26 protein-coding genes and 1 pseudogene are annotated in these 25,999 nt (G+C 64.8%); 12 read left to right on the top strand and 15 right to left on the bottom strand.

All coding sequences use genetic code 11. The annotated features are described in order from the left end of the window. Window positions 1-186: 186 nt before the first annotated feature. On the bottom strand, window positions 187-1,302 hold the full coding sequence (locus tag QRN25_RS18435) for an alkane 1-monooxygenase (RefSeq protein ID WP_285020674.1): 1,116 nt from the start codon (window positions 1,300-1,302) through the stop codon (window positions 187-189). A 282-nt stretch (window positions 1,303-1,584) separates the two neighbouring features. On the opposite strand from QRN25_RS18435, the gene QRN25_RS18430 reads away from it, so the two are divergent. Beyond that, window positions 1,585-2,340 (top strand): SDR family NAD(P)-dependent oxidoreductase, encoded by a 756-nt coding sequence (locus tag QRN25_RS18430; RefSeq protein ID WP_285020673.1) that lies wholly within the window; start codon window positions 1,585-1,587, stop codon window positions 2,338-2,340. Window positions 2,341-2,414: 74 nt separating this feature from the next. Here the strand turns inward: QRN25_RS18430 and QRN25_RS18425 are convergent, their stop codons facing one another. The 12 genes from QRN25_RS18425 to QRN25_RS18370 form a co-directional block, all read right to left on the bottom strand. Next, a complete protein-coding gene (locus QRN25_RS18425) occupies window positions 2,415-3,383 on the bottom strand; it encodes a DUF7064 domain-containing protein (RefSeq protein ID WP_285020672.1) in 969 nt (322 codons plus the stop codon). A 15-nt stretch (window positions 3,384-3,398) separates the two neighbouring features. Beyond that, a complete protein-coding gene (locus tag QRN25_RS18420; RefSeq protein ID WP_285020671.1) occupies window positions 3,399-3,902 on the bottom strand; it encodes a hypothetical protein in 504 nt (167 codons plus the stop codon). Beyond that, on the bottom strand, window positions 3,899-5,080 hold the full coding sequence (locus QRN25_RS18415; protein WP_285020670.1) for a phosphotransferase family protein: 1,182 nt from the start codon (window positions 5,078-5,080) through the stop codon (window positions 3,899-3,901). The genes QRN25_RS18420 and QRN25_RS18415 overlap by 4 nt, the downstream gene beginning before the upstream one ends. 16 nt (window positions 5,081-5,096) lie before the next feature. Then, window positions 5,097-5,888, bottom strand: coding sequence for an enoyl-CoA hydratase/isomerase family protein (locus tag QRN25_RS18410; RefSeq protein WP_285020669.1), 792 nt, complete (start codon window positions 5,886-5,888; stop codon window positions 5,097-5,099). After that, complete coding sequence (locus QRN25_RS18405) at window positions 5,885-6,601, bottom strand: NAD(P)H-dependent oxidoreductase (protein WP_285020666.1); 717 nt, start codon at window positions 6,599-6,601, stop codon at window positions 5,885-5,887. The genes QRN25_RS18410 and QRN25_RS18405 overlap by 4 nt, the downstream gene beginning before the upstream one ends. Next, window positions 6,598-7,137, bottom strand: coding sequence for a hypothetical protein (locus QRN25_RS18400; RefSeq protein WP_285020665.1), 540 nt, complete (start codon window positions 7,135-7,137; stop codon window positions 6,598-6,600). The genes QRN25_RS18405 and QRN25_RS18400 overlap by 4 nt, the downstream gene beginning before the upstream one ends. Beyond that, window positions 7,127-8,311 (bottom strand): phosphotransferase family protein, encoded by a 1,185-nt coding sequence (locus tag QRN25_RS18395; RefSeq protein ID WP_285020664.1) that lies wholly within the window; start codon window positions 8,309-8,311, stop codon window positions 7,127-7,129. The genes QRN25_RS18400 and QRN25_RS18395 overlap by 11 nt, the downstream gene beginning before the upstream one ends. Further along, window positions 8,304-8,813 (bottom strand): hypothetical protein, encoded by a 510-nt coding sequence (locus tag QRN25_RS18390; protein ID WP_285020663.1) that lies wholly within the window; start codon window positions 8,811-8,813, stop codon window positions 8,304-8,306. The genes QRN25_RS18395 and QRN25_RS18390 overlap by 8 nt, the downstream gene beginning before the upstream one ends. Further along, complete coding sequence (locus QRN25_RS18385; RefSeq protein ID WP_285020661.1) at window positions 8,810-10,018, bottom strand: phosphotransferase family protein; 1,209 nt, start codon at window positions 10,016-10,018, stop codon at window positions 8,810-8,812. Before QRN25_RS18385 ends, QRN25_RS18390 begins: the two co-directional genes overlap by 4 nt. Before the next feature lie 59 nt (window positions 10,019-10,077). After that, window positions 10,078-10,755 carry a TetR/AcrR family transcriptional regulator gene (locus QRN25_RS18380; protein ID WP_036525245.1) on the bottom strand — a complete coding sequence of 226 codons (678 nt, stop codon included), beginning with the start codon at window positions 10,753-10,755 and terminating at the stop codon, window positions 10,078-10,080. Window positions 10,756-11,055: 300 nt separating this feature from the next. Beyond that, entirely contained in the window at window positions 11,056-12,495 is a 1,440-nt protein-coding gene (locus tag QRN25_RS18375; RefSeq protein WP_036525246.1) for an aldehyde dehydrogenase, read from the bottom strand. Between the two features lie 29 nt (window positions 12,496-12,524). After that, entirely contained in the window at window positions 12,525-13,580 is a 1,056-nt protein-coding gene (locus QRN25_RS18370; protein WP_285020660.1) for a 2Fe-2S iron-sulfur cluster-binding protein, read from the bottom strand. Between the two features lie 170 nt (window positions 13,581-13,750). Between QRN25_RS18370 and QRN25_RS18365 the strand changes: the two genes are divergently transcribed. From QRN25_RS18365 to QRN25_RS18335, 8 genes and pseudogenes are all read left to right on the top strand, one after another. Then, window positions 13,751-16,351, top strand: coding sequence for a TonB-dependent receptor (locus tag QRN25_RS18365; RefSeq protein WP_285020659.1), 2,601 nt, complete (start codon window positions 13,751-13,753; stop codon window positions 16,349-16,351). Between the two features lie 75 nt (window positions 16,352-16,426). After that, window positions 16,427-17,134, top strand: a complete 708-nt coding sequence (locus QRN25_RS18360; protein WP_285020658.1) for a hypothetical protein — start codon at window positions 16,427-16,429, stop codon at window positions 17,132-17,134. Window positions 17,135-17,136: 2 nt separating this feature from the next. Beyond that, window positions 17,137-17,736 (top strand): cytochrome c oxidase subunit 3, encoded by a 600-nt coding sequence (locus QRN25_RS18355; protein ID WP_285020656.1) that lies wholly within the window; start codon window positions 17,137-17,139, stop codon window positions 17,734-17,736. Further along, window positions 17,733-18,059, top strand: a complete 327-nt coding sequence (locus tag QRN25_RS18350) for a cytochrome C oxidase subunit IV family protein (RefSeq protein WP_285020655.1) — start codon at window positions 17,733-17,735, stop codon at window positions 18,057-18,059. Before QRN25_RS18355 ends, QRN25_RS18350 begins: the two co-directional genes overlap by 4 nt. Before the next feature lie 147 nt (window positions 18,060-18,206). After that, window positions 18,207-18,995, top strand: coding sequence for an enoyl-CoA hydratase/isomerase family protein (locus QRN25_RS18345; RefSeq protein ID WP_285020653.1), 789 nt, complete (start codon window positions 18,207-18,209; stop codon window positions 18,993-18,995). A 4-nt stretch (window positions 18,996-18,999) separates the two neighbouring features. After that, window positions 19,000-20,112, top strand: a pseudogene (locus QRN25_RS18340) (AMP-binding protein); the annotation flags it as partial. A gap of 123 nt (window positions 20,113-20,235) precedes the next feature. After that, window positions 20,236-20,559: a class I adenylate-forming enzyme family protein gene (locus QRN25_RS26455; RefSeq protein WP_502910478.1), complete on the top strand. Its 324-nt coding sequence runs from the start codon at window positions 20,236-20,238 to the stop codon at window positions 20,557-20,559. Beyond that, on the top strand, window positions 20,556-21,671 hold the full coding sequence (locus QRN25_RS18335) for an alkene reductase (protein ID WP_285020651.1): 1,116 nt from the start codon (window positions 20,556-20,558) through the stop codon (window positions 21,669-21,671). Before QRN25_RS26455 ends, QRN25_RS18335 begins: the two co-directional genes overlap by 4 nt. Before the next feature lie 20 nt (window positions 21,672-21,691). Here the strand turns inward: QRN25_RS18335 and QRN25_RS18330 are convergent, their stop codons facing one another. Together QRN25_RS18330 and QRN25_RS18325 are read right to left on the bottom strand one after the other, a co-directional pair. Then, window positions 21,692-22,963: a TetR family transcriptional regulator gene (locus tag QRN25_RS18330; protein ID WP_285020650.1), complete on the bottom strand. Its 1,272-nt coding sequence runs from the start codon at window positions 22,961-22,963 to the stop codon at window positions 21,692-21,694. Between the two features lie 108 nt (window positions 22,964-23,071). Next, window positions 23,072-23,278 carry a hypothetical protein gene (locus QRN25_RS18325; RefSeq protein WP_156799935.1) on the bottom strand — a complete coding sequence of 69 codons (207 nt, stop codon included), beginning with the start codon at window positions 23,276-23,278 and terminating at the stop codon, window positions 23,072-23,074. Window positions 23,279-23,337: 59 nt separating this feature from the next. Between QRN25_RS18325 and QRN25_RS18320 the strand changes: the two genes are divergently transcribed. The 3 genes from QRN25_RS18320 to QRN25_RS18310 are packed head-to-tail and all read left to right on the top strand — an operon-like array spanning window position 23,338 to window position 25,993. Then, on the top strand, window positions 23,338-24,261 hold the full coding sequence (locus QRN25_RS18320; protein WP_285020649.1) for a DUF7064 domain-containing protein: 924 nt from the start codon (window positions 23,338-23,340) through the stop codon (window positions 24,259-24,261). A gap of 44 nt (window positions 24,262-24,305) precedes the next feature. Continuing rightward, the gene (locus tag QRN25_RS18315) at window positions 24,306-25,487 is read left to right on the top strand and encodes a phosphotransferase family protein (RefSeq protein WP_285020648.1); all 1,182 of its coding nucleotides are present in this window, start codon (window positions 24,306-24,308) and stop codon (window positions 25,485-25,487) included. Then, window positions 25,484-25,993, top strand: coding sequence for a hypothetical protein (locus QRN25_RS18310; RefSeq protein ID WP_285020646.1), 510 nt, complete (start codon window positions 25,484-25,486; stop codon window positions 25,991-25,993). Before QRN25_RS18315 ends, QRN25_RS18310 begins: the two co-directional genes overlap by 4 nt. The last annotated feature ends 6 nt before the right edge of the window (window positions 25,994-25,999 follow it).

Genomic DNA, 25,999 nt, shown 5'->3' with positions numbered 1-25,999 from the left:
TATTTTTACTTGGTAATCAGAAGAGCGATTGATCCCTCGACTTTCCGCCCGAACACCTCCCTCCAACCCCGCTCAGCCTGAGCTTGTCGAAGGCCCCGAAGCGCGGCGCCAGGCTGCCTGTGCTTCGACAAGCTCAGCATGAGCGGAAACAGGGGGGAGCCATGGGGCAGGATGGGGGCGGATCGCTTAAGCCGTCAGCGCGGCTCCGGCCTTGTCGCCCTGCCCGTCGAACCAGTCGGGCCAGCCGGCGCGACGGTTCTGTTCGCGGGCCAGTTCGCGTTCTTCGGGGCTGGCCAGTTCGTTGTCCCAGCGGCGCAGCGCGGGCTTGATGATGAGGTTGTGCCACAAGGGCGGGATCAGGGCGGAAAAGAAGCACACGAACACGCTGGGCATGCGGATCCACTGACGGTCCGGCACCAGTTCGTGATAGGCGGCGAAGCTGTTGGTGTGGTGATCGGCATGGTTGGTGATCTCAAAGCCGATCAGGCGCGAGAGCGGGCGCAAGTGGTTCCACACATGGCGCCGCGCGATCGGGCCTTCCTCCAGCCGGACGAGGCCGTAGTGCTGGAAGTAGTTGAAGCTCTCGATCCAGAAGCGCGCGACGATCATGCCCGCCAGCGCCACCGCATTGGCGCGCCAGCCCCCGACCGCGAAGAGGATCGCCTGGAAGATCGCCTGCGCCAGCAGCGCCTTGTAGAGCCGGTGGCCGATCGACCAGCGCCCCTTGCCCTGTGCGGCAAGGCCGTCGCTCTCGGTCGTCAGCGCCTCGATCGTGCTGGAGAGCACGGCGCGCACGGTGAAGCCGTAAAGCGACGTGCCGCGCGGCGCGGTATCGCCGTCCTTCACGGTCGCGACATGGATATGGTGCCCCACGACATGCGCGATCTCGCGCGTGCAGTCGAGGTAGCAGACTTGCGCATAGCGGCCGACGAAACGGCGCAGCTTGCCGCGCTGGTGGTAAAGCTCGTGGCTGGACGGCACCAGCGGCACCACCGAAAGCCAGCCGAGCGAAAGAATGACACCGATGTACTGACCCGCGGTGGCATCGGGTGCGCGGACCACCCAGAAGGCGGCGGCTACGTAGAGCCCCGGAGCCAGGAATGTCGCCAGCCACACCGGCAGATCGGCGGCGAAGCCGCGCTTCATCCGGCGCGCGGAAAGATCGTCCGGCAGAATGCTGTCTAATAGAGCGAGGGCCGGCAGGGACGCAATGCCCGTCCAGACCCAATATCCTCCCAACGCGAATCCGGCATATGTACATAGCTGGACGAGCGCCGCTACATAGTAGCGAATACTGGACATGTTCCTCTCCTACATTTCATAGGATTTATTTTTATATTTTGTGTCTGGTATTTCTTACGCGGAGCATGCCGGGTTTCGGCGCGGGGACATTTCCCCTGTGGGCCATCGGCGTCGCTGTAGTGGAATGTATTACATTACAGATGATGACCGTCAACTGATTTATCAATATTGCGTAAAATTTATACGCAGTCCAGACTGCGCCGCGCGGCGCCTTGCGGGATCGATTCCCCGGCAAGGCGCAGGGCCGATACGTCCCACAGGGACGACAAGGGAGAGAACTGCATGATACTCAAGGGAAAGACCGCCATCGTCACGGGCGGCGCTACCGGCATCGGCCGCGCCATCGTCGAGCGATTCCTGGCCGAAGGCGCGCAAGTCGCGATCGCCGACATCAAGGGCGCCGAGGACGCCGCCGCCGCGCTGGGCGCCAATGCCTTCGGCGTCGCCACCGACGTCGCCGACAAGGCCAGCACCGAATCGATGGCACGGGCGGTGACCGACCGGTTCGGCGGCATCGACGTGCTCGTGAACAACGCGGGCATCTTCACCGGCCTCAACTACACCCCGATGGAAGCGATCGAGGTCGATGCCTGGCGCCGCATCATGGACGTCAACGTCATGGGCCCCTGGCTCTGCGCCCGCGCGGTGCTGCCTGCGATGCGCGCCGCCGGCGGCGGCAGGATCATCAACATCGCCTCGGTCATCGCCAACCTCGGCATCCCCTTCATGCTGCACTATGTCGCATCCAAGGGCGCGCTCGGCGCGATGACGCGCGCGATGGCCCGCGAACTCGGCGCGACGCAGAGCGGGATCCTGGTGAACTCGATCTCGCCGGGTTACACCCACTCGGACAACGCGGTCGCCAACGCCGACCAGCACGCCGCCTTCGAAGGCACCGCGGCCTCGATGCGCACGATCGCCCGGCCGCAGCAACCGGGCGACATCGCCGGCGCCGCGCTGTGGCTTTCCGGTCCAGACGGCGGCTATATCAACGGCCAGAACATCGCCGTCGATGGCGGCATCTTCATGACCCAGTGATGCAGTGCCTCCCCGCGCGTTCCGCACGCACGGGGAGGCACTTCAGATATGGCTGTGGCACCCTTGTGGTACCTCTAGGTGCCGTTGAGTGCATCCCGGTTTCGCGTGAGATACGAGCGGCTCAGCACGTCCTGCTGCACCCCGAAACCCAGCATTCCCGCGCAGTTCCAGCGCATGAAGCTCTGCGCATAGACCATCGAGGGGAACGGTGCCCAGACGCACCCGTTGATCGCCGCCGCCGTCAGTTCATGCCGCCGCCCCAGCGCATCCTCCACCTGCAGGTGGTTGGACATCGGCAGCCCGGCGTGGCGCTCCACCGATCCTTGCGCGGAGACGAGCCCGCTCACCACGCCGTCCTCCAGCACATAGCCGCTGATGAGCGGGCCAAAGCCCGACCGCGCCGCCGGATCGAGGCCGAGGAAGGCGTGAACCGTCAGCTTTTCCGCGAAGGAGCCGTGAATCCAGGTGGCATTGCCGTTGTCCCGTTCCTTGCGCGGCCCCCAGCTGCGGTCCAGCGTATCGACGCAATCGACCGCATACTCGCGCCCGCGCAGCCGCAGGCGCCCGGTGATCCGGCCGGTGATCTCGTAGTGTCCGGAGAACGCCGCCCCTCCCCAGCCCGCGCCGATGCGGCCCGCCGCCATCGGGTCCATCGCCGGGTCGTTCATGTCGAACGGCGCCATAAGTGCCTGAAAATCAAGTTCGAATGCGGTATCGTCGATACCCTCGTAGCGTATCCGGTAATGCGAAAGCGGATCGACCGCCTCCACTTCCAGCCCGTTGGGAAAGGCATAACGCAGCAGCGAGGCGGGGCACGGCAGATGCTGCTGGTTATCGACATAGGCCTGCGCCTCCCACGCCGGAGCGATGCGGTCCTGCACCAGCACATCGACCATCGCCACGCCCAGCTTCGGCCGTGACAGCACGTAGATGCTCCCGGAAATGCAAGCTTCGGGCACCGAAAACGGGAAGAAGTTGGTCTCGCACCAGTCGTAGGGTGCATCGGCGCCGAACTGGAATTCAGCGTGTTCCCTGGCAATCATTCGCCATTCCTTCAATCAGTTGCCCGCGACCATGGCCTCCACGGTCGGCAGCGAATCCGCATCGTGGTCGAAGCCCGCATCCTGAAACCAGCTGCGCGCCCGCCGCGCCTGCCGGATGGAGAAGGCCAGCACCGCCGCGTCGATGGCGCTCCGCACTGCAGGCTCGCCGTCCTGCGCCATCGCGCGCACAAGCCCCTCCAGCGCGCGGCCTACGCGGTGGAAGGCAATACGCGGGTCGTCCTCGTGAGCGCAGGCCTCGGCCAGTTCGCACCGCGCCATGACTGCCGCAGGTCCGCCCTCGACCGTCGGCAGCGCGGCGACGACGCCAAGCAGGTCGGTCAGGCACAGCGCGTGATAGGCGCCGATCAGCGGCATATGCCGCTCCAGCATGCGCAGCTGCGCGAGCACCACGCCGCACTGCTCGACGGCCAGCAGATTGCCGGAATCGACCGCTGGAACAACGACATGCTCCAGCGTCTGCACCACACTGGCGAGACGGATGATCGGGTCCGGTGTCATGCCATTTCTCCCGAAAGCAGTTCGCACAGGGTGTCCGACATCCCGGCCGTGCACGATGCGAGAAACGCCAGCAGCGCGTTCTGGTGGTTGGTCCCATCGCGCGCCGCGATGATCGACGAGCAATGGTTCATGGCGATCAGCTTGTAGCTCGTCAGGACGCGATACCAATGGAGCGTCGCCGGATTCACCATGCGCCCGGTCAGCGCCTCGTACCGCGAAATCAGGTGCTCGGTGGTGAACATCGAGCCGACATGGAACACGCCGTCGGCATCGCGGTGGCCGAACAGCGGCTCGAAACTATAGGCGAGATCCTCATGGAAATCGCCGATATGCGTGAGTTCCCAGTCCAGCAGCGCGGTGATTTCCTGCCGCTCCTCGTCGAACAGGAAGTTGCCGACGCGGTAGTCACCGTGGAGCAGGACCGGCTGCTCGCAGACGGGCAGATGGTCGTAGAGCCATGTCTCGGCCAGCGTCAGCAGCGGCAGGGAATCGGTTTCCTCCAACGCCCGCACGCGGGTCCAGTAATTGACCTGCCAAAGCGCCGCGTCGGTGGTTTCGGGCCGGGGAACGGCGAAATCGTCGAGCCCCGCGGTGCGATAATCCACCGCGTGAATGGCGGCCAGATGGCCGATGAACTGCGAGGTCAGCGCAGCCCCGAGGCTTTCCCCGAACCGCGCCTTCAGCCCCGATGGCCCCGCGCCGCTGTCGCTGGGCTTGGTCACGCCGCCGACGAAGCCGGTGACCATCAGCGGCTGGCCCATCGTCTCGCCGTCGCCGTCCTCGGTCAGGACGGGCGGCACCGGCACCACACCCGCGACCGCGCGCAGGACTTGCGCCTCGCGGCGGCGGCAGGTCTCGATGATGCCCTCGCGCGGGTCCATGCGCAGCACGCAGCGGGCGAAGGCGGGGTCGATCTCGCCCTCGACATCGAAGACGAACTGCTCCTTGGAAGCCCCTCCCCCCATGCGGCGCACGCCGCGGGCCTGCGCGGCGATGCCTTCGCGGGCGAACAGGACCGAGAGCCCTTCCGCGATATCAGGCGCGGTTCGGGGAATATAAGGCCCCAACTTGCGGCGTTCCTGCTTCGCCAGCAGGATTTCGAGGAGCCGGGGCTCGATCGCATCGCGGTCGATCGCGGCCACCGGTTCTTGCGCTAAGCGCTGTGCCTGGGTCTGCATGACTCCCTCCCTTTTTCTATTTTCCAGTGAACACGGGCTGCCGTTTCTGAGCGAAGGCGGTGATGCCTTCGCGCGCGTCGGCAGTGGCGGCGGCTCGGGCCATGGCCTGTGCTTCGGCCTCCATCTGCGCCTCCGCCGGGACTTCGCCCGAGAGGCGCAGCAGGCGGCGGATTTCGCCGATGGCGCGGGTCGGCCCGGCGGCGATCCGGTGGGCGAGTTCTTCCGCCCGCGCTGCCAGCGCCTCGTCGCCTTCCAGCACTTCGTCGACCAGCCCGGCCTCAGCGGCGGCGGCCGCATCCCAGGTCTCGTTGAGGATCAGGAACCGGCGCGTATGGTTGCGTCCCATGCGGTGCACGAGCGAGAGCGAAGCACCGCCATCGCAGGCCAGCCCGATCCCGGAATAGGCCGAGACGAACCGCGCCCGGTCGCTTGCCAGCACGAAGTCCGCCCCCGCCGCCAGCGCCACCATGCCGCCCGCGCAGACGCCGTGAACCGCCACCACGATCGGCGCGTCGAGGCGCTGCAACCGCAGGATTCCGGTGTGGAAGTCGCCGGTCCACTGCTTCATCAGGCGCGGCAGTTCGTCCAGCCTTGGCAGGAAACCCGCGATGTCGCCGCCATAGCCGAAGGCCCTGCCTTCCGCGCGGATCAGCACGGCGCGAACGTCGCTGCGTTCCGACAGGTCGACCGCCACGTCATAGAGGTCGCGGCAGAATGAGCCGTTGATGGGGTTGCCGGTCTCGGCCTTGGTGAACGTCAGCGCGGCGATGCCGCCCTGCACGTCGAGGCGCATCGTCTCGTAGCTCATGCCTCGACACTCGCCAGCGGCGCCAGCCTGTCGTCGAAGGCGTTCAGGTCCGGCACGGCGAGGACCAGGCGGCGGTCGATCTGCGCCACGACGCCGCGCAGATCGTCCAGCAGGGCCGCCCGCGCCGGCTCGCCGATATAAGGCACGTTGTAGCCGACGAAGGGCTCCAGCACGCTGGTGCCGACATAGCCGAGTGTGCCCTGGAAGAAGTGCCGCATCATGCCGGTGACCAGTTCGCCGTGCACGCCTTGCGCGCCGAACATGTTCTCGCGCCCGCCCAGGCTCATGGCCGCGAAACTGCGCTTACCGGCCAGTCCGCCGCGTCCGTAGAGGCGCTTTCCGCCATAGCAGACGCCCGACAGCATCACCCGGTCGAACCAGCCCTTCAGGATCGCGGGTGCGCCGAACCAGTAGATCGGGAAGGTGAACACCAGCAGGTCGGCGGCCAGAACCGGCTCGATCTCCTCAAGGATATCGGGCGCCAGCGTGCCGCTTTCGTAGCCGTGGCGCTGCTCCAGTGCGTAGACCAAGCGTTCATCGTCGCGGCGGCTGCCGAAGTCGGCGGGCGAGGCGACCGGGTTGAACTGCTTGGCGTAGAGGTCGGAAATCGTGACTTCGTAACCGTCCGCTTCCAACTGCGAGGCGATGACGGTCTTCATGGCGGTGACGAAGGAATCGCCCTCAGAATGGGCGTGAACGAGATGGGCTTTCATCGCGGCGTCTCTCCGGCGCTGTAGAGGATGGTTTCGGTCAGGGGCAGGCTCGCCGGGTCGCGGTCGAAGCCGGTGTCGGCCACCCAGGCGCGTTCGAGCAGCGTCTGTCTGCGGGTATGTTCCAGCACCACCGGCCTAATCGCGCGCAAGGTGGCAGCGTCTTCTCCGGCCTGCTGCACGGCGGTCTCGATCGCACCGCGCAAGGCCCTGACCGCCTGCTCCAGAGCGGTGCGGTCAGGCACCACCGGCGGGGCGATCGCGCGGACGTCCTCGATGGCCTGCGCGAGTTCGCCGCGCGCGGGGTGCGCATCGGGCAGGCATGCGGCGACTTCGCTGCCGAAGGCGCTGAAGTCATGCGCATCGTGTACGTGGAAGGCGTATTCCTGGGGGATCTGCTTGCGCACCAGCGCCAGCGATCGGACGATCAGCGCCAGTTGCTCACGCGCGAAATCGGCGTCGGGCGGCAGGACCGGTGCGACGATGTCCTCCAGCGCCTTCTGCACGGCGGCAAGGCGCAAGGGTGTGTCAGGAACCATTCTCGGCCCTTTCCAGATGCTGTAGAAGCGTATCGACGCAGACATGGCCGAAGCCCGCCAGCCATGTCAGCAGGATGTCCTGATGGCTCTTGCCGCCGATCACGCAGCGGATGCCGGTGGCGAGGACGATGATCGCCGATTTCCAGGTGTTCATGACGCTGTAGTAGGCGATCTTGCGCGGATCGACCGGGAAGCCCGTGGCGCGTGCATAGCGGTCGAGGAACTCGGCCTGCTCGATCAGGCCGCAGACGATGAAGCGCCCTTGCGCATCGCGATAACCGTAGCCTTCCTGGAGCGTCCAGGCGAGGTCTTCGTGGTAATCGCCGAGGTGGGCCAGTTCCCAGTCGAGCACCACCGTCACTTGCGCGGTGACGGGATCGAACAGGAAATTGCCCGCGCGAAAGTCATGGTGGACCACCACGACCCGCTCGATCGGCGGCGCGTTGGCGCGCAGCCACTGTGCGGTGTAGCGGATGATGGGCATCGGCTCGTACGAGTCCTCCTCCCAGATCCGCTCCCACCAGTTGATGACCTGATGGACCCCGGCGGTGCTGCCCGCTTCCGGCCGATCGAAGGCGTCGAGAGCGGCCGACTGCCAGTCGAATTGATGTATCCGCGCCAGCAGGTCGACGAACTGTCCACCCAGCGCACCCTGCAGTTCGGGAGAGAACCCGGTGCCCAGCCCGGTGACGTTCCCGCCCGAGCCCGGCGCCTTGGTAACGCCCTCGACGAACCGGGAGATCATCGCCGGGCGGTCGAACCATTGCCCTTCGACGTCCACCCAGGGCGCATCGGGCACCGGCACTGTTCCGGCCATCGCCCGCATCATCTGGAATTCGCGCAGGCGGTGCGTCTCGACGACGGACTCGGGCGGTTCGCGGCGAAGGACATGGCGCGCCTCGGTTCCGTCGGGCTCCGCCAGCGTGAAGCTGAACTGCTCCTTCGATGCCCCGCCGCCCAGCGGCGCGACTTGGGAGACCCGAGCGCCCGGCATGGCGTGCGCGAAGAAGCGCTCCAGCTTTCCGGCGATCTCGCCCAGCGGACTGGGCGCATAGGGAGGCCCGGACCGCGCCTGCAGCTTTCGGGTAAGCGCTTCGTCGATCGTGCGTTCCGTCGGATAGCGAAGGCGCAGCGCCTCTATCCACTCGCGCGTGGGATGCTGCTTGCTATCCATCGCCGCGCCCGATCAGTGTCTCGATGGAGGGCAGGTCGGCGGTGTTCACGTCGAAACCGCAGGCCGCGAACCAGACCCGGTCACGGGTCGCCTGCCGGTTGCCGTGCAGCAGAACTTCACGGTGGAGCGCGCGGCGAAAGTCCGCGTCGCCGTCCCGATCGACAGCGCGAACCAGCCCTTCCAGCGCTTCGGACAAGGCACGATAAGCGACTTCGCCGCGCACGGGAGGCTTTCCGGCAAGGGCCGCCAGTCCGGCGGCTGCGGCAAGGGTTTCAGGCCCTCCCGCCGCATCGATCCTGTCGGAGACCTCGACCAGATCCTGCACGCACAGGCGGGCGTAATCTTCCAGCTTGTCCCACTGCGCCTCCAGCATGCCGATATGCGCAAGCATCAGCCCGGCCTGCTCCTGCGCCAGCGGATTGCCGGGGTCGATCGCGGGCATGATGACCGTCGCCAGCGCCCGGCGCATGCTGGACAGGCGGACTTCGAAACCGGGGTTCATGCCGCCTTCTCCTCAAGCATCAGGCGCGTGATCTCGTCGAGCAAAGGGTGCGTGACCATCGACAGCCAGGTCAGCAGGATGTCCTGGTGGTTATGCCGGTTGGCAGCCGCCGTCAGGCCGCTGCTCGCCATCGCCACTACGCTCCACGACAGCAGGATGCGGTAGAAGCGCAGAGTGTCGCGATCGACGATGCGTCCCGTCTCGCGCTCGTAGCCGCCGATGAAATCCTCGACGGTCATGAGGTTGGAGCACAAGTAGCGCCCCTGTTCGTCGCGCGCGCCGAAGATTTCGACCAGCGACCATGCCAGATCCTCGTGATAGTCGCCGACATGGGCGAGTTCCCAGTCGAGGATCGCGGTGATTTCGCCGCTGCCGCCGTCGAACAGGTAGTTTCCGGTACGGAAGTCCCCGTGGACGAGGACCAATTCCCGTGCAGCGGGCAGGTTGCTGCGCAACCAGGATTCGACGACCGCAAAGCCGGGGATCGGTGCATAGGCACCCTCCCGCCAGACCCGCGCCCACAAGTTGACACGCTGGCGCGCGGCCTGGAACGGGTCCGCATCGGGAATGGCGAAGTGCCGCAATCCTGCCGCCCGGAAGTCGAAGCGATGGATTGCCGCCATCAGCCGGAGGAACTGCGGTCCGAGCCGCTCGCGCCATTGCGGCGTGAAGCCGGTGCCAAGGCCCGACACGCCTGCGCCCGCCTGCGGCGGCTTGGTGCTGCCGCGCTCGAATGAGGTTATCATCCCGGAAGCGCCGAGCCATGTCCCCTCATGATCCAGAAAGCGGGGACGGGGCACCGGAACCACGCCCTGCATGGCTTCCAGGATCTCGAACTCGCGCTGCCTGCTCGTTTCCAGCACGCCGTCGGTCGGGTCCATCCTGACCACGAGCTGTTCGCTGCGCTCTATGCCGGGCGCGTCCAGCGTGAAGAGAAACTGTTCCTTGGACGCGCCCCCTGCCAGCCTGCACAGGCCGCTTACCTTCGCAGCCGGATGGAGGTTCTGCACGAACAGGCGCGTGAGCCGCGCGGTGATGTCGTCGATCGCGACAGGATGATAATCGGATGACGCCAGCTTCGCCGCCCGACCATCCAGCATATGCACGAGCGCGGGGTCCTGGTCGGCCGGGTCGGCGGCGCGATGCCGCGCATGATCCGGGCACAGTTGTACGACGCGGGAATCCCCGCCGAACCTTTCGGTCATACATTCTCCCATGTATCTCTATCTGTTATTATCCGGTGCCAGGCACCGGCAGATCACGGTCAAGACTTGAGGAAAGAGAAGTCCCTGATATTCGGCCGGACTTGCCGGACTATCGCAGCTATCGTCCTGCGATCTTCGTCGGACACGATGCCATAGACGATCAATGCGGCATCGTGCGTCATGCGGGCCACGAATTCGGCATCGTCCAAATCTTCCTGGACCCACAGGTCGATCACGCCGGAACTGTGCGTCAGCAATGCCAGTGCGACATCGTCACGCGAAAACGATCCATCGCTCGGATGGTCGGACAAGTAACCGCGCTCGACCAGTCCTGCGAGACTGCGACGCCAGAAGTCCAGCGCGCGGTCGAGGTAGACCGGCCGCGCACCCATGTCGCGCTCGCCCAGCTGGAACTTGTAGAGCGGGCGATAGAGACCCGGCCGCTCCACGAAGAGTTCCGCCGCGAACGTCATGGTGTGTATGGCGTAGAGGACCGGGTCCTTCTCCGAAACATCCGCCTCGCGGCCGCTGATGATCGCATCCAGGCACCGGTTCAGAAGGCTGTAGAGTACCGTCCCTTTCGATCCGAACAGGTTGTAGAACGTCGTCGGGCTGATCCCGACATGCTTGGCCAGCTGGTGCATCGTGAAGTCGGTGCTGGATGTCGAAAGGATCAGCGCCTCGACGCTGTCGAGGATAAGGTCCTTGCGCTGGTCTTTCGGCAGCTTTCTCAACATTTCGGAATCCCGGCAGCACCTTCGGAATGCAGGCAATGTGTGAAGGTTAGCGCCAGAACACGACTTCGCAATCGTAACTCCTGCCACGGCCAATCAAACAGTAATTCGCTTTTCGACAGCGGAGCGAACATTTGCGAACGCTTCCGCTTCCTCAATCACCAAGATCGGGTCCTTTTCGACCCTGTACCTCGAAGTGTAATACGTTACAAAAACTCGGTCAATATGTTTATTATTATCTGTTTTCGAAATGCCGGAGATTTCTCGCAGGGGTTCCGCAAGAAATCTCCGGCCCGCAGGGCTTCACGCCATGACGTATATCGACTTGGTGTTCTGATAGGCTGCGATCGCCTCAGGCCCGAATTCCCGGCCGAGGCCGCTGGCCTTGATGCCGCCGAACGGCGCGCCCAGGGAAGGCATGTAGCCGTTCACGCCCACTGTGCCGCTGGCCACCTTGCGAGCGATCTGCGTGGCATGATCGCCGTCCGCGCTCCAGACCGAACCGCCGAGGCCGAACGCGCTGTCATTGGCGATGCGAATGGCTTCTTCCTCGCCGTCGTAGGGGATCACGGAAAGCACCGGGCCGAAGATTTCCTCCTGCGCGATGCGGGCTCCATTATCGACGTCGGCGAAGATGGTCGGCTCCACGAACCAGCCCTGGTTTGTCGACTGCGGACGGCCACCACCCGCGACAAGGCGCGCCTCCTGCTTGCCGATGCCGATGTAGCTTTCCACCCGGTCGCGGTGTGCGGCCGATGCCATCGGCCCCACCTGCGTCGCAGGATCGAGCGCATCGCCCACCACCAGTCCATTGGCGAACTCCGCCAGCGCTCCGACCACCTCGTCGTAGCGGCGACGGGGCGCCAGCACGCGGGTGCCGTTGTAGCAAGCCTGGCCGTTGTTGAGCATGCTGGCCATCGGCACGCCCTGCAGGAACGCGCCGACATCGACGTCGTCCAGCAGGATCGCGGCGGACTTGCCGCCCAGTTCCAGCGTGACCGGGCGCAGCAGTTCGCCGCAGGTGCGCGCGATCGCCCGCCCTGCCCCGGTCGAGCCGGTGAAGGCGACCTTGTCGATGCCGGGGTGCGAGACGAGGTAGGCGCCGACATCACGGTCGGCCGCGACCCAGTTGAGCACGCCTGCAGGCACACCCGCTTCCAGCGCCGCCTCGGCGAGCAGGTAGCTGTCGAGGATCGTGCCGGGTGAAGGCTTGATAACGACGGTGCAGCCCGCCGCCATGGCCGGAGCGATCTTGTTGAGCGCCAGCGTCACCGGGAAGTTCCACGGCACGATCGCGGCCACCACGCCGATGGCGGAACGCTCCACCAGCGTCTCCTTGCCCATCTGCGAGGGCCGCACGTCGGGCGCGCCGAGCCCTTCGGCAAGCTGCGCGTAATACTGCACGACGCCTGCGCCAAACTGTCCTTCCAGCAGCGTGCTGAGACCGATCGGCATGCCGTTCTGCGCACTGACGGTGCGGGCGATCTCATCCCCCCGCGCCGCGACGGCGGCGACGAAGCGCTGCATCACTGCCGCCCGTTCGGCGGGGCTGGCGTCCGCCCAGCCCGAAGTCTCAAAAGCCTTGCGTGCTGCGGCCACTGCCGCGTCGACGTCGGCTTCGACCGCTTCGGGCGCGCTGCCGTATTCCTCTCCGGTGGAGGCGTTCACCAGCGTGAAGCGGCGGTCACTGGCGGGAGAAACCCACTGGTTGCCGATGAAGAAGGCGTCCTTGGATATCGTCATCGTGGTCATCCTCTTGTGGTATGGGGGTGTCAGGCGCGCGCACCGGCGGCCGAACTGGCATCGGTGAACTTGTCGTAGTGGATGGCGTCCAGCGCGACGCCTTGCGCCGTCAGTTCGGCGACGGCGGCATCGATCATCGGCGGCGGGCCGCACATATAGGCCTGTAGATCCGCCGATCCGCCGAGTTCGGCGATGGCGTCGGCGATCTCCCGCGTGACCAGACCGTGGCGGACGCCTTCGACCTGCTCTTCGGACAGGACCGGCCGAAACAGGAACTTGCCCTCCCAGCGCGCCGCGATCGCGGCAATGTCTTCAAGGCAGTAGAGATCGCGCTCTCCGCGCCCGCCGAACAGAAGCACGACGTCGCGCGCCACGTTGCGGGCAGCCGCATCTTCCAGCAGGCTCATCAGCGGCGACAGACCGCTGCCGCCGCCGACCAGCACGATGGGCCCTTCACCCGGCCGCAGCCAGAACCCGCCGTGCGCGCCCTCGATGGCGAATTCGGTGTCCGCCAGTTCGCCTGCGAACAGCGCCTCGGTGAAAGCACCGCCCGGCACGCGGCGGACGAATGCGGACACCGTCCGGCTACCTTCCGGCGCAGGGGCATGGCAGAACGAATAGGACCTGTGCCCCGGCCCCGAAGGCCACCGCACGTTCATGTACTGCCCGGCCTTGAAGCGCAGCGGCGCATCGACCTGCCAGGTCACCTTGCGGATGTCATGCGTCAGATCCTGCACCGAAACGATGCGGCCGCCGACCGTCACCGGCGCCTCCTCCGCATCCGGCAGATCGACCTCGATGCGCAGATCCGATTCGGGGATCGCCTGACAGGCCAGGATATAGCCGGCTTGCAGTTCCTCGCGGCTCAGCGTGTAGCCGAACGGCGTTATCGCATCGACCTTCCCCGACAGCAGCCGCGACCGGCAACTGCCGCAAGTGCCAACCGTGCAGTCGTGCGGATAGGCCAGCCCGTTTTCGAGCGCCTGCTCCAGCACCGTCTTGTTCCGACCGACCGAGAAGGTCGCCCCCGAAGGGACAAGCTCCACCTGCGGCTCGGGCTTCTTGCCGAATAGCTTCTTGAACATGGTCCTATCCCAAATCGGCCGATTCTCGGTGGTCCGGCTTACGATCCAACTATCAGCGGATGCTGCAAAGCACAAACTCGTAAATCTGTTGACATTCGATTCGAGCTACATAATTTACGTATCAAGGTCACGCAAAAAACGTAAAAGTGATCTGGGAATGGGAGAACAGCATGAAAGCGATTCGCTGCGTGAGCATCTGCGCGCTCGCCGTCGGACTCACCTCGCCTGCCTTCGCACAGGAAAGCCAGGATACTGCCAGCCAGGGCGGCTTGCACGAGATCATCGTCACCGCCACCAAACGCTCCGAAAACCTGCAGGATGTGCCGGTCGCGGTTTCGGCGATCTCGTCTGAAACGCTGCAGTCCAAGGGCGTGTTCGAGACCTCCGACCTCAATGCCTCGATGCCGAACCTGCAGGTGTCCTCGCCCTATGGTTCGCAGCAGCCGAACTTCTCGCTGCGCGGCGTCGGCGTCGGCACCGAATTCAACGCGAACGCCGCCTCGCCCGTCGGCGTGTATGTCGACGAGGTCTATCAGGCGTTCCGTTCCAGCCACGGCCAGCAGCTCTACGATCTCGAGCAGATCGAGGTGGTGCGCGGCCCGCAGGGCACGCTTTACGGCCGCAACACCACTGGCGGCGCGATCAATTTCATAACCCGCAAGCCCAAGCTCTCCGGCACCAACGGCTATGCCACCATCGGCTACGGCAACTACAACCGGATCAACGGCGAGGCCGCGATCGAAGTCACGCCGGTGGAGGACAAGGTCGGCATCCGCATCGCGGGAACTTACGTCGATTCCGACCCCTACTTGCGCAACCGTCTGGCGCCCGGCCTGAACACTTCGGCAGCGGGCGGTGCATCGGGGCTGAACCAGGTGAATGACCGCTCGCCGGGCGGCACCAAGAGCTACGGCATTCGCGGCACGCTGCGGGTGAAGCCGACCGATACGCTCGATATCACGCTCAAGGGTTACTACGCCAAGGCCGTCGGCGGCACCGAGCCGCCACTGCCGACCGGGCAATCGAAGACCAGCGACGTCATCGATTATACTTCGCCCAATTTCCTGCTCGGCGGCCTGTTCGGATCGCTCGCCCCGGCGGGCCTGCTGCCGGCTTCGTACAGCCAGTCGGGCGAAGGACTCGGCCTCAAGGAGATCCAGGCCGACACCATCGGCAAGGCGCTGACCCGCTCGGAAGGTGTCGTTCTGACGGTCAAGGCTGAATTGGGCGACTCGCTCGATCTGGTTTCGGTCAGCGGCTACGATTCCGGGCGTTATCTGCAGTCGATCACCGACTGCGACGGCACGCCGCTGCGCATGTGTGCGATCGGCTACCAGTCCAACTTCAACGCCTTCAACCAGGACCTGCGCTTCGTGCTCGACCGGCAGGCGTTCAAGCTGATCCTGGGCGGTGGATATGGCCGCGACTCGATCACGGCGGACAACCGGCCGGACTTCTTTAATTTCCTGAGCGACGTGCGCGCGGCGGTCGGCCTGCCAGACACGTATTTCAACCCGGGCGGCGCCTTCAACGGCACCGCGCTTTCGGCCAGTTCCCTACCCACCGGCATCCGCGCGACGAACCATTCCAAGCAGAAGCGCACCAGTTGGGCCCTCTACGGCGAGGGCAGCTACGAGATCACGCCGACCCTGAAGCTGACGGCGGGCCTGCGTTACACGATCGACAAGACGCGCTTCCTGGACGGTATCACGACCTATTACGACGATGCCGGCAATGCGCGGATGATCACCGTGTCGGACTTCAACGATCCGACGCTGGGCAACACCTACTTCATCGAGCCGGTGCGCGACGAAGCCGGCAACATCGTCATCCCGTCCTACCGCGACCTCGGCGTGCCGATGCCCGGCGGGCTTGAGCGCAGCGGCAAATCCAAGAAGTTCACCGGCCGCGCGATCCTCGACTGGAAGCCGATCGACGATGTGATGCTCTATGCCAGCTTCAGCCGCGGCTACCGGGCCGGCACCTTCAACGGCCTCGCCTACGGCAGCGCCAATCAGGTCTACTTCGTACGGCCAGAGCAGGTGAATGCCTACGAGATCGGCTTCAAGTCTCGCTTCCTCAACAACCGGGTGCAGGTCAACGGCGCGTTCTTCTATTACGACTACAAGGGGCAGCAGGGTCAGGTGGTGGACAATACCGCCACTGCCAACCTTATCGCGCTCGACGGCACGCTCAAGGGCTTCGAGGCGGACATCCAGTTCGCCGCCACCGACCGCCTGACGCTGACCGCGTCCGTCGGCATCCTCGACAGCAAGTACAAGGGGTACGATCAAGCCGCCTGCGCTGCCAAGGACTTGTCCGGACAGTTCCCCGCGCAGGACGGCTCCTGCGTCCAGACCTCGGGCGGCAACGTCAGCGTCGGGGGCAATCCCTTCCCTTATGCCGCCAAGTCCTCGCTCAACTTCGGGTTCGACTGGGACGCGGTGGAACTGGGCGGCGGCACCATCAAGCTGCACGGCGATGCCTCGTACACCGGCCGGTATTACTTTGACTCGTTCAAGGACTATAGCCGCGGCCCGCTCCCCAGCGTCGCCAGCGGCAAGTTCGGCGAGGGCAACGGCGACTACTGGCTGATGAACGGGCGCATCTCCTACGATACGCCGCGCTACACAATCTCGGTCTGGGGCAAGAACCTGACCAACAAGGTCTATTACCCTTACGGCATCTCGCTCGAAAACCTGTTCGGCAACGGCTACCGCGTGCGCGGCCTGCCACGCACGTACGGCATCGAGGCGACGATGCGCTTCTGACGGTGACTGGGGCGGGGCCGATGGTCCTGCCCCTTTTTCATGACCTTACGACAACGAGAAAAATGGGAGAGTGCCGTGGAGAACCCCTACAAGTACGTCCGGATATGCGCATGGGGAGGCCCGATCCTCCTGATCGTCACCATCATCTTCTGGGGCATTCTGGGGCGCAACATCCCGCCCTACTCCGCCGGGCTTTCCGCCGCCGAGTTCAAGGCGCAGTTCGCCCCGGTGGCGGACCAGATCCGCGTCGGCATGACCGTGACGATCGCCTGCTCCGTCCTCTACTTCGTGTGGGGACTGGCGATCACCAAGGTCATGGAGAAAGTCGAGCGGCACAACAACGTGCTCTCCACCCTGCAGTTGTGGGGCGCCGGGTTCACGACCCTGATCTTCGTCATTCCCTGCGGCATCTGGCTGACCGCCACCTTCCGCGCCGACACGCTGGAGCCCGGCACGCTGCAGATCCTGTTCGATCTGGGCTGGATGATCTTCGACCTCGCCTACTCGCTCACCACCCTGCAGATGGTGGCGCTGGGCGTGTGCTTCCTTTCGGACCGGCGCCAGGTGCCGCTGTTCCCGGCCTGGGTCAGCTGGTTCAGCATCTGGGTGGGCGTGATGTTCGTGATCGAGGCGCTCAACCCGTTCTTCAAGACCGGCCCGTTCTCGCGCAGCGGCACCGTCAATTACTGGCTCGAGTTCTCGATCTTCTTCCTCTTCATGGCGATCATATCGGTCTATCTGTTCAAGGCGATCGACCGGCTGGTCCGGGAAAAGGCGCCCTGATCGTGCATGGCCAGCCAGGCGCGGGCAACCTGCGCGAACGCGACCGGACGCTGCCCGGCGATCCGGGCGTGTTCTTCTTCATCACGGCGGACATGGCGATGTTCGCGGTGTTCTTCCTGCTGTTCATGGTCGGGCAGTTCCAGGACCCGGAAGGCTATCGCGCCTCACGCGCGGCGCTCGACCCGGTGCTGGGGCTGACGAACACGCTGATCCTCGTCTTCAGCGGATGGTGGATGGTCCGCGCCGTCGAAGCCGGGCGCGAGGGCGACTGGCGGCGCGCCCGCACGCGGGTGCTGGCGGCGATGCTGTTCGGCTCCGCTTTCGCCCTGACCAAGGGCTACGAATACTACGCCAAGGTCTCTGCCGGCATCACACTCACCTCCAGCGAGTTCTTCGGCTACTACTTCGCCTTCACCGGCATCCACTTCCTGCACTTCGTGCTCGGGATCGGCGTGCTGGCAGTCACCGCAGGCAAGCTTGCCAAGCCTGAAGGCGCGAAAACGCTGGTCTGGCTGGAGAGCGCGGCAGCCTACTGGCACATGGTCGATCTGCTGTGGATGGTGCTGTTCCCCATGCTCTATCTTGCGGGAGGCACGGCATGAGCGCCCGCTTCGGCAGTACCGCCACCCTGCTCGCTCTCGCCGCACTGTCGGTAGGCAGCTTTCTGCTCGTCGAAACGGAAGCGGCGTCCCTTGTCGTAGGCCTTGCCGCCGTCGCGATCGCGCTGGTCAAGGCGTCGCTGATCCTGAACCGCTTCATGCATCTGGAATGGCACCACCGGCCTTTCGCGCCGCTGCTGCTCGCCTGGCTCGGTATCGTCGGCGTCATCCTCGGCGGAGGACTATGCGCTTTGCCTTGGAAGGCTCCGACGCACATTCCTGTCGCCGTGAATGACAGGACACTTCCCTTCAAGATAATAAAGTGATTAACTGGTTTCGAGGCGGTTCCTGGAATCGCTCGACCGTATCGCCATCCGCGCCGTCCTCCGGCGCAGCACAGCGGTAGCGGACGCAGACAATGGCGCCGGCAACAAGGCGGCGCCGATATGAGAATGACGGAGAGTTTGTCCTCGATGACCGATCATACCATGCGCATAGAGCGCGACGGCGCCCTCGCCCGTCTCGTCTTTTCCCAGGCAGAGCGTGGAAACCCCATCAACGCCGAATTCTGCGGGGCATTCCTCGACGCCGCGAACACGATCTCGGAAGACCCGTCGATCCGGGCCGTGCTGATCGTTGCCGAGGGCAAGAACTTCAGCTTCGGCGGCGATATCGCCACGTTCACCGGTGAGCTCGACCGCCTGCCGATGATGATAAAGCGGTGGACCGCCGCCCTGCATGTCGGCATCGCCCGCTTCGCACGCATGGACGCGCCGGTCGTCGTCGCCGTGCAGGGCATGTCGGCGGGGGGCATGAACGGGCTTGTCGCGGGGGCGGATTACGTCGTCGGCTCGGCCACTTCCCGCTATCTCGCCGCTTATGCGGGGATCGCCTTCTGCGCGGATGCCGGAACCTCGATCATGCTGTCGCGTCGCATGGGCATCGCCCGCGCCAAGCGCTTCCTGCTGATGAACGAACTGCTCGATGCCGATGCAGCATTCAGCGCCGGGCTGGTGGACGAAGTCGCGGCGCCTGAGGATTACCTCGCCCGCGCAGAGGCCGTCGCGCGCCAATTGGCCGAGGGTCCGACCCGCGCCTTCGGGGAAATCCGCCGCCTGTTCCTGAGCGTGGAGGACCAGCCCCTCGAAACCCAGCTCGAACTGGAGGCGCTGGCCCTCGCCCGCTGCGCCGGGACCGCCGACGCCCACGAAGGCATCACCGCCTTCGCCGAAAAACGCAAACCCGTCTTCAAGGGGGAGTGACGCCATGTGGCTATATCCCGAAGTCCGCACGATGGGCGAATTCATCGAGTATCACGCCCGCCACACGCCCGATCGCCGCGCGCTGGTCTATGGGCAGCGCAACATCTCCTTCGCCGAATACGATCGGGCCGCGAACCGTATCGCCAATGCCCTCGTCGCCCACGGGATCGGTCCGGGTGACCGAGTCGGTTTCCTCGGCCTCAATTCGCCCGACTTCTATTTCTCGCTGATCGCGAGCGCCAAGACGCGCGGCGCTTTCACCGTGTTCAACTGGCGCCTTGCCGCAGGCGAACTGGCGCAGTTGATTGCGGACAGCCGCGCCAGCGTGGTGCTGGTCGAGCGCTCGATGGAAACCCTGTGGAACGAGGCCATAGCCATCGCCGGGCATGCTCCGGCGGCGATATGGTTCAACGAGGCGGACAGCATCGAGGCCCAGTTCGCCCACTACCCCGACACCCGCCCCGACCTGTTCATCAGCGAGGAGGACATCGCCGTCCAGCTCTACACCTCCGGAACGACGGGAGTACCCAAGGGCGTGATGCTCAGCCACGGCGGCTTCAACCGCATGCGCCTGTGCGAGCATCTCGAACCCGCCTATGAGTGGGTGGACGGCGACATCTTCATCAATCCTCTGCCGAATTTCCACCTGCTTTCGATCGGCATCGCTTTCCAGTGCCTCTACAACGGCGTCGCCATTTCGGTGGTGCGGCAGTTCGATCCCGGGCTCGTCTGCGAAGCCATCCAGCGCGATCGGCCCACGTTGGTCACACTGACGCCGACGATGCTGCAGATGCTGCTCGATCATCCGCGCGCCGCCGACACCGATTTCACCTCGATCCGGCTGACACTCTACGCCGGATCGCCGATCTCGCTCGGCCTCATCAAGCGCGCGATCGTGCGGATGCCGGGCAAGTTCATGCAATTCTACGGCGCCACCGAGGCGGGCGGTGCCTTCTCCATCCTCCGCCCGGACGAGCATGACCTTGACAACGAGGCCAAGCTGCAGAGCTGCGGACGGCCGTTGCCACTGATCGAATTCCGCATCGTCGACGCGCAAGGGAACGAACTCGGCATCGACGAGCCCGGCGAGCTACTGATCCGTACACCGTCGATCACAACCGGCTACTGGAACCAGCCCGAGGCGACCGCCAAGGCGCTCAGGCACGGCTGGTATCACACCGGCGACGTCGCGCGCCGGGATGCGGAAGGCCTCTACTACATCGTCGATCGCCTCAAGGACATGATCGTGTCGGGTGGCGAGAACATCTACTGCGCCGAAGTCGAGAACGTGCTCTCCACCCATCCGGAAATCGCGACCGTCGCGGTGATCGGCGTGCCCGATGCGCGCTGGGGGGAAGCGGTCATGGCCTGCATCATTCGCCATCCCGGCAGCACCGTCACCGAACCCGAAGTCATCGCCCATGCCCGCACGGCGCTTGCCGGGTACAAGGTGCCCAAGCGCGTCGTCTTCATGGAAAGCTTCCCGCTGATCCCCAGCGGCAAGATCTCGAAGAAGGACCTGCGCGCGCCCTATTGGGAAGCGCACGGAAGGAGCGTGGCATGACCGGCATGCACCCGCACCTATTCGCGCCGGTTCGGATCGGGACGCTCGACCTGCCCAACCGTGTCATCATGGCCCCGCTAACCCGCGCCCGCTCGGGCCCGGACCAGGTGCCCACCGCGCTGATGGCGCAGTACTACGCCCAGCGCGCCGACTGCGGGCTGATCGTGTCGGAGGCTACAGCCGTCGATCCGCTCGGAATGGGCTGGTATGGCGCGCCGGGCCTCTACAACCCGGAGATGGTCGCGGGATGGCGTGTGGTCACCGACGCCGTCCATGCCGCCGGTGGGCGGATGTTCGCCCAACTGTGGCATATGGGCCGTCTCGTCCTGCCTGACTATCTCGGCGGAGACTTGCCGATCGGTCCTTCGGCAATCGCCGGAGAAGGCGAAACGATGGCTCCGCCGCCGCCCGGCTACACCGGCGGCTTCCTGCCGATGAAGCCCTACGTCGTCCCGCGCGAAATGGACCAGGCCGATATCGACCGCGTCGTCGCGAGTTACGGAGCGGCGGCGCGCAATGCGGTTACCGCAGGGTTCGACGGCGTCGAGATTCACGGCGCCAACGGCTACATCATCGACCAGTTCCTCCAGTCGAAGACCAACTTGCGCAGCGACGGCTATGGCGGCGAAGTCTCCAACCGGGCGCGCCTGCTGCGGGAGATCATCGAGGTCGTGGCGGCACAGGTCGATCCGGGCCGTATCGGCCTGCGGATCAGCCCCACCAGCGAACGCAAGGGCATGGGTGATGAAGACCCAGGCGCCCTCGCCGAAACGATCGGGCGGATCGCCGGTGAGTTCGGCATCGCCTATGTCCATCTGATCGAGCCGATCGCGTCGGGATTCATGGAAAAGCCCCGGCATCCGGTCATGGACCGGCTGCGCGCGTCCTATGCCGGAGCGGTGATCCAGAACGGCAGCTTCGACGCGGCGACCGCCGATGCGTTCATCGCCGCAGGGCAGGCCGATGCGGTATCGTTCGGACGCCCCTACATCGCCAACCCCGATCTGGTGGAGCGCATGCGCGAAGACCGGCCATTGGCCGCAGCGAACTTCGACTACGCCTATGTCGGCGGAGAATGCGGCTATACAGACTATCCCCGGTATGCCGGGTAATGATCGCGACCCTGCCGGAATTATCCGGCGGGTCGGATCAGCCGCGTAACCGCCTCGATCAGCGCCTTGCGTGTCGAGGCGCGGTCATACCCGAAGGCCGTGTTGAGCACCGCGCGGCCTTTCATCCACATCGCGAAGGCCGACGCCTGCTGGCGCCGCAGCGAGACGAGTCCGGCCCAGATTCCGCGCCCGGCCTGATAGCTGGCGGTGCCGTCCAGTATCCGCAAGTGCTCGACGAGGGGAAGCAGTTCCGGCTCCCGCCCTGACAGCAGCGCGACTTCGCCAATCGTTCTCGCGAAGGACACGTAGAACCCGTTGTCGCCGCTCCCGTCGGCCGGCGAGATCGCGTTCGCCATGCCTTCGGCCCAGTCCTCCAGCGTAAGCGGCTTGTCCTTCGCACTGTACGGATTCAGCGGATCGGCCACCTTGTGGATCATGGCGCGCCACGTCGCCTGATTGCGAAAATTCGACATGCCTCCAAAATGATAGGCGATGATCGAGGGAGACACGCCGAGGTTACCGGCGATCCGCCGCTGGTTCACCTTTTCGATCCCGTGTTCGAACAGGTCACGCGCCGCCTCTGTCAGCAGCCGTTCGCGCAGGTCGTCCGGATTGGGCGGCGTGCGCAGGGCGAAACTTTCGAGCCTGGGCTCCAGCAAAGCGCTTATGCTGTGCTCTTCATCCCACGATAGATCGAACATTGCCGCCAGGAGTGCACGCAAGGTCTCGCGCTGCAGGATGGGATATTCGGCGAAGGAATCCAGGCCTTGCGCCCAGACTTCCTCCATGCACAGGTAAGTGACCAGCGCTTCGGCAAAGCTGCGGTCCCGCCCCTGCCCCTCCAGAATATCGCCCCACGCCCGGACTCGCATATCGTGCCAGGCTTCGACGTGACGCAGGTTGCCGGCCACCGCTTGCGGATGGAACAGCACTTCCGACCAGAAGCGGGCATTGTCGCTCCCATGCCGTAGCCGGACATAATTCGCGGTCCACTCGACGAAGTTCAGGTAGCCGAGCGGCCGGCCGGCGATCTCTGCGCTCAGGCTTTGGTGAAACGCGGTATCTTCGACAAGTGCCTGCTGCAGCGCCGCGCGAAGGAGGCCTGACTTGTCGCCGAAATGATGGACGATCGCGGCGGTCGTGACTCCGGCGTTCGCGGCTATGGCGCGCATCGGCATGTTGCGGATGCCTTGCCGCGCGATCCCCTCGACAGCTTTCCCGACAAGCAGAGATTTCAACGGATAGCCGTCCTGTCCGGACGGTGCCGCTTCCTGGAGAGCCTGTACCGACATGACGGCACCTTACAGGCCCACAGGTTGAGCGCAATGACCTTGCGTGACACCGAACATAACGAATGAACAGCCATTACCCATCACATGATTTATATATATTATTATATATCAATATTTTAATTCGACGTCGAAGTTAGTTTTGGCGCGATGACAAAACAGGATGGCAAATACCTCTTGTTCGCTTTGATTAATCAGGTTACCAATTTTCAAACAGCCGAATGAGTCGGCGAACGAATGGAGAGGAAGGACGCGGGCGCCGGGGCACAACCGCCGATCGAGCGCGCTGATGCGAACTTTCCAAGCATCTTCAGGCATGGCCGTCCCGCAGATTGCGACCGGCAAGACATCCTCACGACTGCAGGAGACAGCGTCCGATGAACGTCATCACCTCGATCCCGAAATTTGCCGACAGGCACGCCTACAAGCACGATCTTGCCCCGGACGGCCGCGAGGCTCTCGCGCACATGCTTATCATTCCCGAGCACGGGATAGCCGGCTTCATCTATCCCAGCCTGCGCGGCGGCGGCACGGCGAAAGTGCGCACCACGCTTTTCGGCCCGGGCCTTGGCGAGGAAATCCACGAGGAGATCGAAGGCGAGGCCCCCGACCTCGATTTCGACGACTGGCGCTTCGGACCGCTGGAAATGGCCATCGTCGAACCTCACCACAAAGTCGAACTGCGCTGGAAGGGAGAGCGCATCCAGTTCGAGGGCAGGTACGAGGCGGCCTATCCCGTCTACGCCTTCAGCTCGCACCCGGACGGCCTGCCGCCTTACTACGGCGATGATCGCACCGAGCAGCACGGCAGGGTCACCGGCCAGTTGACCGTCGACGGCAAGACCTTCGAGGTCAACGGCTGGCTCGTGCGCGATCATTCGTGGGGGCCGCGCGTCTGGGGGCTCAACCAGCATTACAAGTGGTTCCACGCAGTCACTGCCGAAGCGTCGATCCATTACTTCGAAATGCAATCGTTCGGCCGGCGCCACCTGCAGGGCTATCTCGTCAAGGACGGCAGGATGACCCACCTCGTTGATGCCGAATACGACTACACGTTCGACGAGAAGATGATGCAGCAGACTTTCGATTCCACCGTATTCGACGACGAAGGCCGCACGGCGCGCGTGGAATGCAAGGCGTTCGCCAACATCCGGCTCGACTTCGATCCGATAACCTATCTTTGCGAGGCGCCCGTCACCGTGACCATCGACGGAGTCCCCGGCGCCGGGTGGTGCGAGTTCTGCTGGAACAAGGACTACTACAACTTCGCCCAGCAACATGTGGGGAAGTACGGCCAGTAGACAGCCGAGCCGACCATGACTGCCCTGACGATGAGGTTATCCCGATGGCTACGGTCCATTCGACCAGTACATCCGCCTTCGCATCCACGCCGGACCGGTCCGATCTGGAGCCTGGCATCCGGGCCGTGCTCGATCGGCGGGCACTGCGCAAGACGGCCAGCGACGTCTATCGCGTCGCGTCTATAGCAGAAGTGGAGGAACGCCTGTCCCGGTTCCTGGCAAGCGTCGCTCCGGGCCTGATCGCCAGCGGCGTGCGCCGGCTCGGCGGCGGCGCGTCCAAGGAACAGTTCTACTTTGAAATCGGCGGCGGCGCTGCTCCAGCGCAGGCCTACGTGCTGCGCATGGAGCCGATCCAGTCGATCTCGGAATCGGACCGGGGCCGCGAGGCCGACCTGCTCAACGCGGTGCGGGGCATAATTCCCGCGCCAGAACCGGCATGGCTCGACGCGGAAGGGACATTCTTCGGCCAGCCTGCAGCCATCATGCATTTCGTCGCAGGCGTGACCAAACCGAGCGACAACGGCAATACGGTGACCGGTCTGGGCACTTATCTGGGGCCGGATCTTCGCGGCAGGATAGCACCGCAATTCATCCGCAATCTCGCCGCCATTCACGCGCTGGACCTTGCCGACCCAAACCTTGCCAGCTTCCAGCGACCGGACGCCGATCCCTGGCAGGCGGCGCGCTGGCAGGTGAACTGGTGGGCTCGCCTGCACCGCGAAGACGTGGTCCAGGCCCATCCGGTGCTTACACTCGCGGAAGAGTGGATGTATGCCAACCTGCCCGCCGCGACCGATCTGGTGATGGTCCACGGCGACTATCGCACCGGAAACTACCTGTTCGACGAGGACAGCGGCGAGATCACCGCCATGCTCGATTGGGAACTGGCCCATATCGGCGACCCGCACGAGGATCTCGCGTGGACGCTGCAGCGGATATTCGGTTCGTCCGAGAACGGTGTGCACCTTGCCAGCGCGATGCTGACGCGCGAGGACTTCATTGCCGCATATATCGCGCAGACGGGACGATCGGTGAATCCGCGTTCGCTGCATTTCTACGAGATACTCTCCGCCTACAAATGCGTGGTTATGACGCTGGCGACCGGCATGAAGACCGCGCGCGACCGCCACAATCATCAGGACGTCCTGCTCACCTGGCTGGCACCCGCGGGATACATCTTCGTATCCGAACTCTGCCGCCTTCTGGATGAGGCAACCGCACCATGAATCCATCGATCGAAGATCGCCTCGGCAGCATGATCCGGGCCATGGAAGAAGTCGTTCTCCCCGAACTGCGGGGACGCAAGGGGCTTGCGGAGGAGCAGGCATCGCTGGTGCTGGGGCATCTCCACCAGTTGCGCGCGCAGGCAGGCCTGAACACGCATTACGAAGATGCCGAGTTCCGCGCACTCGCAACGTTGGCCGCAGAACTGGTCGCAGCAGCGAGCGGCGGCCCGGTGACGACATCCGCAGCGCATGAATTGCGGTCGGCGGCCATGCCCACAACCGACGATGCAACCCTGCAGGCAGCGACCGTACGGACGAGCGCCGCCATAGCCGCGCTGATCGCCGCAGCGCACGTCGATGGAGATGCCCGATTCCGCACTGCGGTCTATCGGCAGGTGCTAGGCCACGGGGCCGCTACCGCCCTGCGCGACCGGAGCTGGTTCGCGATTACCGGGTTCGAAGGCCCGGACACGGAACTGCCGTCGATGACGGCTGCGCTCGCGTAATTTCGG

Source organism: Novosphingobium sp. fls2-241-R2A-195 (assembly GCF_030209485.1).
GTDB lineage: Bacteria > Pseudomonadota > Alphaproteobacteria > Sphingomonadales > Sphingomonadaceae > Novosphingobium > Novosphingobium resinovorum.
This window is presented reverse-complemented; position numbering and strand designations above follow the sequence as displayed.

What these genes read in the sequence shown, in the direction of transcription:
- QRN25_RS18400 (WP_285020665.1), bottom strand. Translation starts at nt 7,137, where the DNA reads ATGGTTCCTGACACACCCTTGCGCCTTGCCGCCGTGCAGAAGGCGCTG.
- QRN25_RS18320 (WP_285020649.1), top strand. Translation starts at nt 23,338, where the DNA reads ATGAACGTCATCACCTCGATCCCGAAATTTGCCGACAGGCACGCCTAC.
- QRN25_RS18425 (WP_285020672.1), bottom strand. Translation starts at nt 3,383, where the DNA reads ATGATTGCCAGGGAACACGCTGAATTCCAGTTCGGCGCCGATGCACCC.
- QRN25_RS18345 (WP_285020653.1), top strand. Translation starts at nt 18,207, where the DNA reads ATGACCGATCATACCATGCGCATAGAGCGCGACGGCGCCCTCGCCCGT.
- QRN25_RS18415 (WP_285020670.1), bottom strand. Translation starts at nt 5,080, where the DNA reads ATGCAGACCCAGGCACAGCGCTTAGCGCAAGAACCGGTGGCCGCGATC.
- QRN25_RS26455 (WP_502910478.1), top strand. Translation starts at nt 20,236, where the DNA reads ATGATCGTGTCGGGTGGCGAGAACATCTACTGCGCCGAAGTCGAGAAC.
- QRN25_RS18380 (WP_036525245.1), bottom strand. Translation starts at nt 10,755, where the DNA reads ATGTTGAGAAAGCTGCCGAAAGACCAGCGCAAGGACCTTATCCTCGAC.
- QRN25_RS18375 (WP_036525246.1), bottom strand. Translation starts at nt 12,495, where the DNA reads ATGACGATATCCAAGGACGCCTTCTTCATCGGCAACCAGTGGGTTTCT.
- QRN25_RS18420 (WP_285020671.1), bottom strand. Translation starts at nt 3,902, where the DNA reads ATGACACCGGACCCGATCATCCGTCTCGCCAGTGTGGTGCAGACGCTG.
- QRN25_RS18370 (WP_285020660.1), bottom strand. Translation starts at nt 13,580, where the DNA reads ATGTTCAAGAAGCTATTCGGCAAGAAGCCCGAGCCGCAGGTGGAGCTT.
- QRN25_RS18350 (WP_285020655.1), top strand. Translation starts at nt 17,733, where the DNA reads ATGAGCGCCCGCTTCGGCAGTACCGCCACCCTGCTCGCTCTCGCCGCA.
- QRN25_RS18310 (WP_285020646.1), top strand. Translation starts at nt 25,484, where the DNA reads ATGAATCCATCGATCGAAGATCGCCTCGGCAGCATGATCCGGGCCATG.
- QRN25_RS18410 (WP_285020669.1), bottom strand. Translation starts at nt 5,888, where the DNA reads ATGAGCTACGAGACGATGCGCCTCGACGTGCAGGGCGGCATCGCCGCG.
- QRN25_RS18405 (WP_285020666.1), bottom strand. Translation starts at nt 6,601, where the DNA reads ATGAAAGCCCATCTCGTTCACGCCCATTCTGAGGGCGATTCCTTCGTC.
- QRN25_RS18435 (WP_285020674.1), bottom strand. Translation starts at nt 1,302, where the DNA reads ATGTCCAGTATTCGCTACTATGTAGCGGCGCTCGTCCAGCTATGTACA.
- QRN25_RS18330 (WP_285020650.1), bottom strand. Translation starts at nt 22,963, where the DNA reads ATGTCGGTACAGGCTCTCCAGGAAGCGGCACCGTCCGGACAGGACGGC.
- QRN25_RS18325 (WP_156799935.1), bottom strand. Translation starts at nt 23,278, where the DNA reads ATGCCTGAAGATGCTTGGAAAGTTCGCATCAGCGCGCTCGATCGGCGG.
- QRN25_RS18335 (WP_285020651.1), top strand. Translation starts at nt 20,556, where the DNA reads ATGACCGGCATGCACCCGCACCTATTCGCGCCGGTTCGGATCGGGACG.
- QRN25_RS18385 (WP_285020661.1), bottom strand. Translation starts at nt 10,018, where the DNA reads ATGACCGAAAGGTTCGGCGGGGATTCCCGCGTCGTACAACTGTGCCCG.
- QRN25_RS18365 (WP_285020659.1), top strand. Translation starts at nt 13,751, where the DNA reads ATGAAAGCGATTCGCTGCGTGAGCATCTGCGCGCTCGCCGTCGGACTC.
- QRN25_RS18395 (WP_285020664.1), bottom strand. Translation starts at nt 8,311, where the DNA reads ATGGATAGCAAGCAGCATCCCACGCGCGAGTGGATAGAGGCGCTGCGC.
- QRN25_RS18390 (WP_285020663.1), bottom strand. Translation starts at nt 8,813, where the DNA reads ATGAACCCCGGTTTCGAAGTCCGCCTGTCCAGCATGCGCCGGGCGCTG.
- QRN25_RS18430 (WP_285020673.1), top strand. Translation starts at nt 1,585, where the DNA reads ATGATACTCAAGGGAAAGACCGCCATCGTCACGGGCGGCGCTACCGGC.
- QRN25_RS18315 (WP_285020648.1), top strand. Translation starts at nt 24,306, where the DNA reads ATGGCTACGGTCCATTCGACCAGTACATCCGCCTTCGCATCCACGCCG.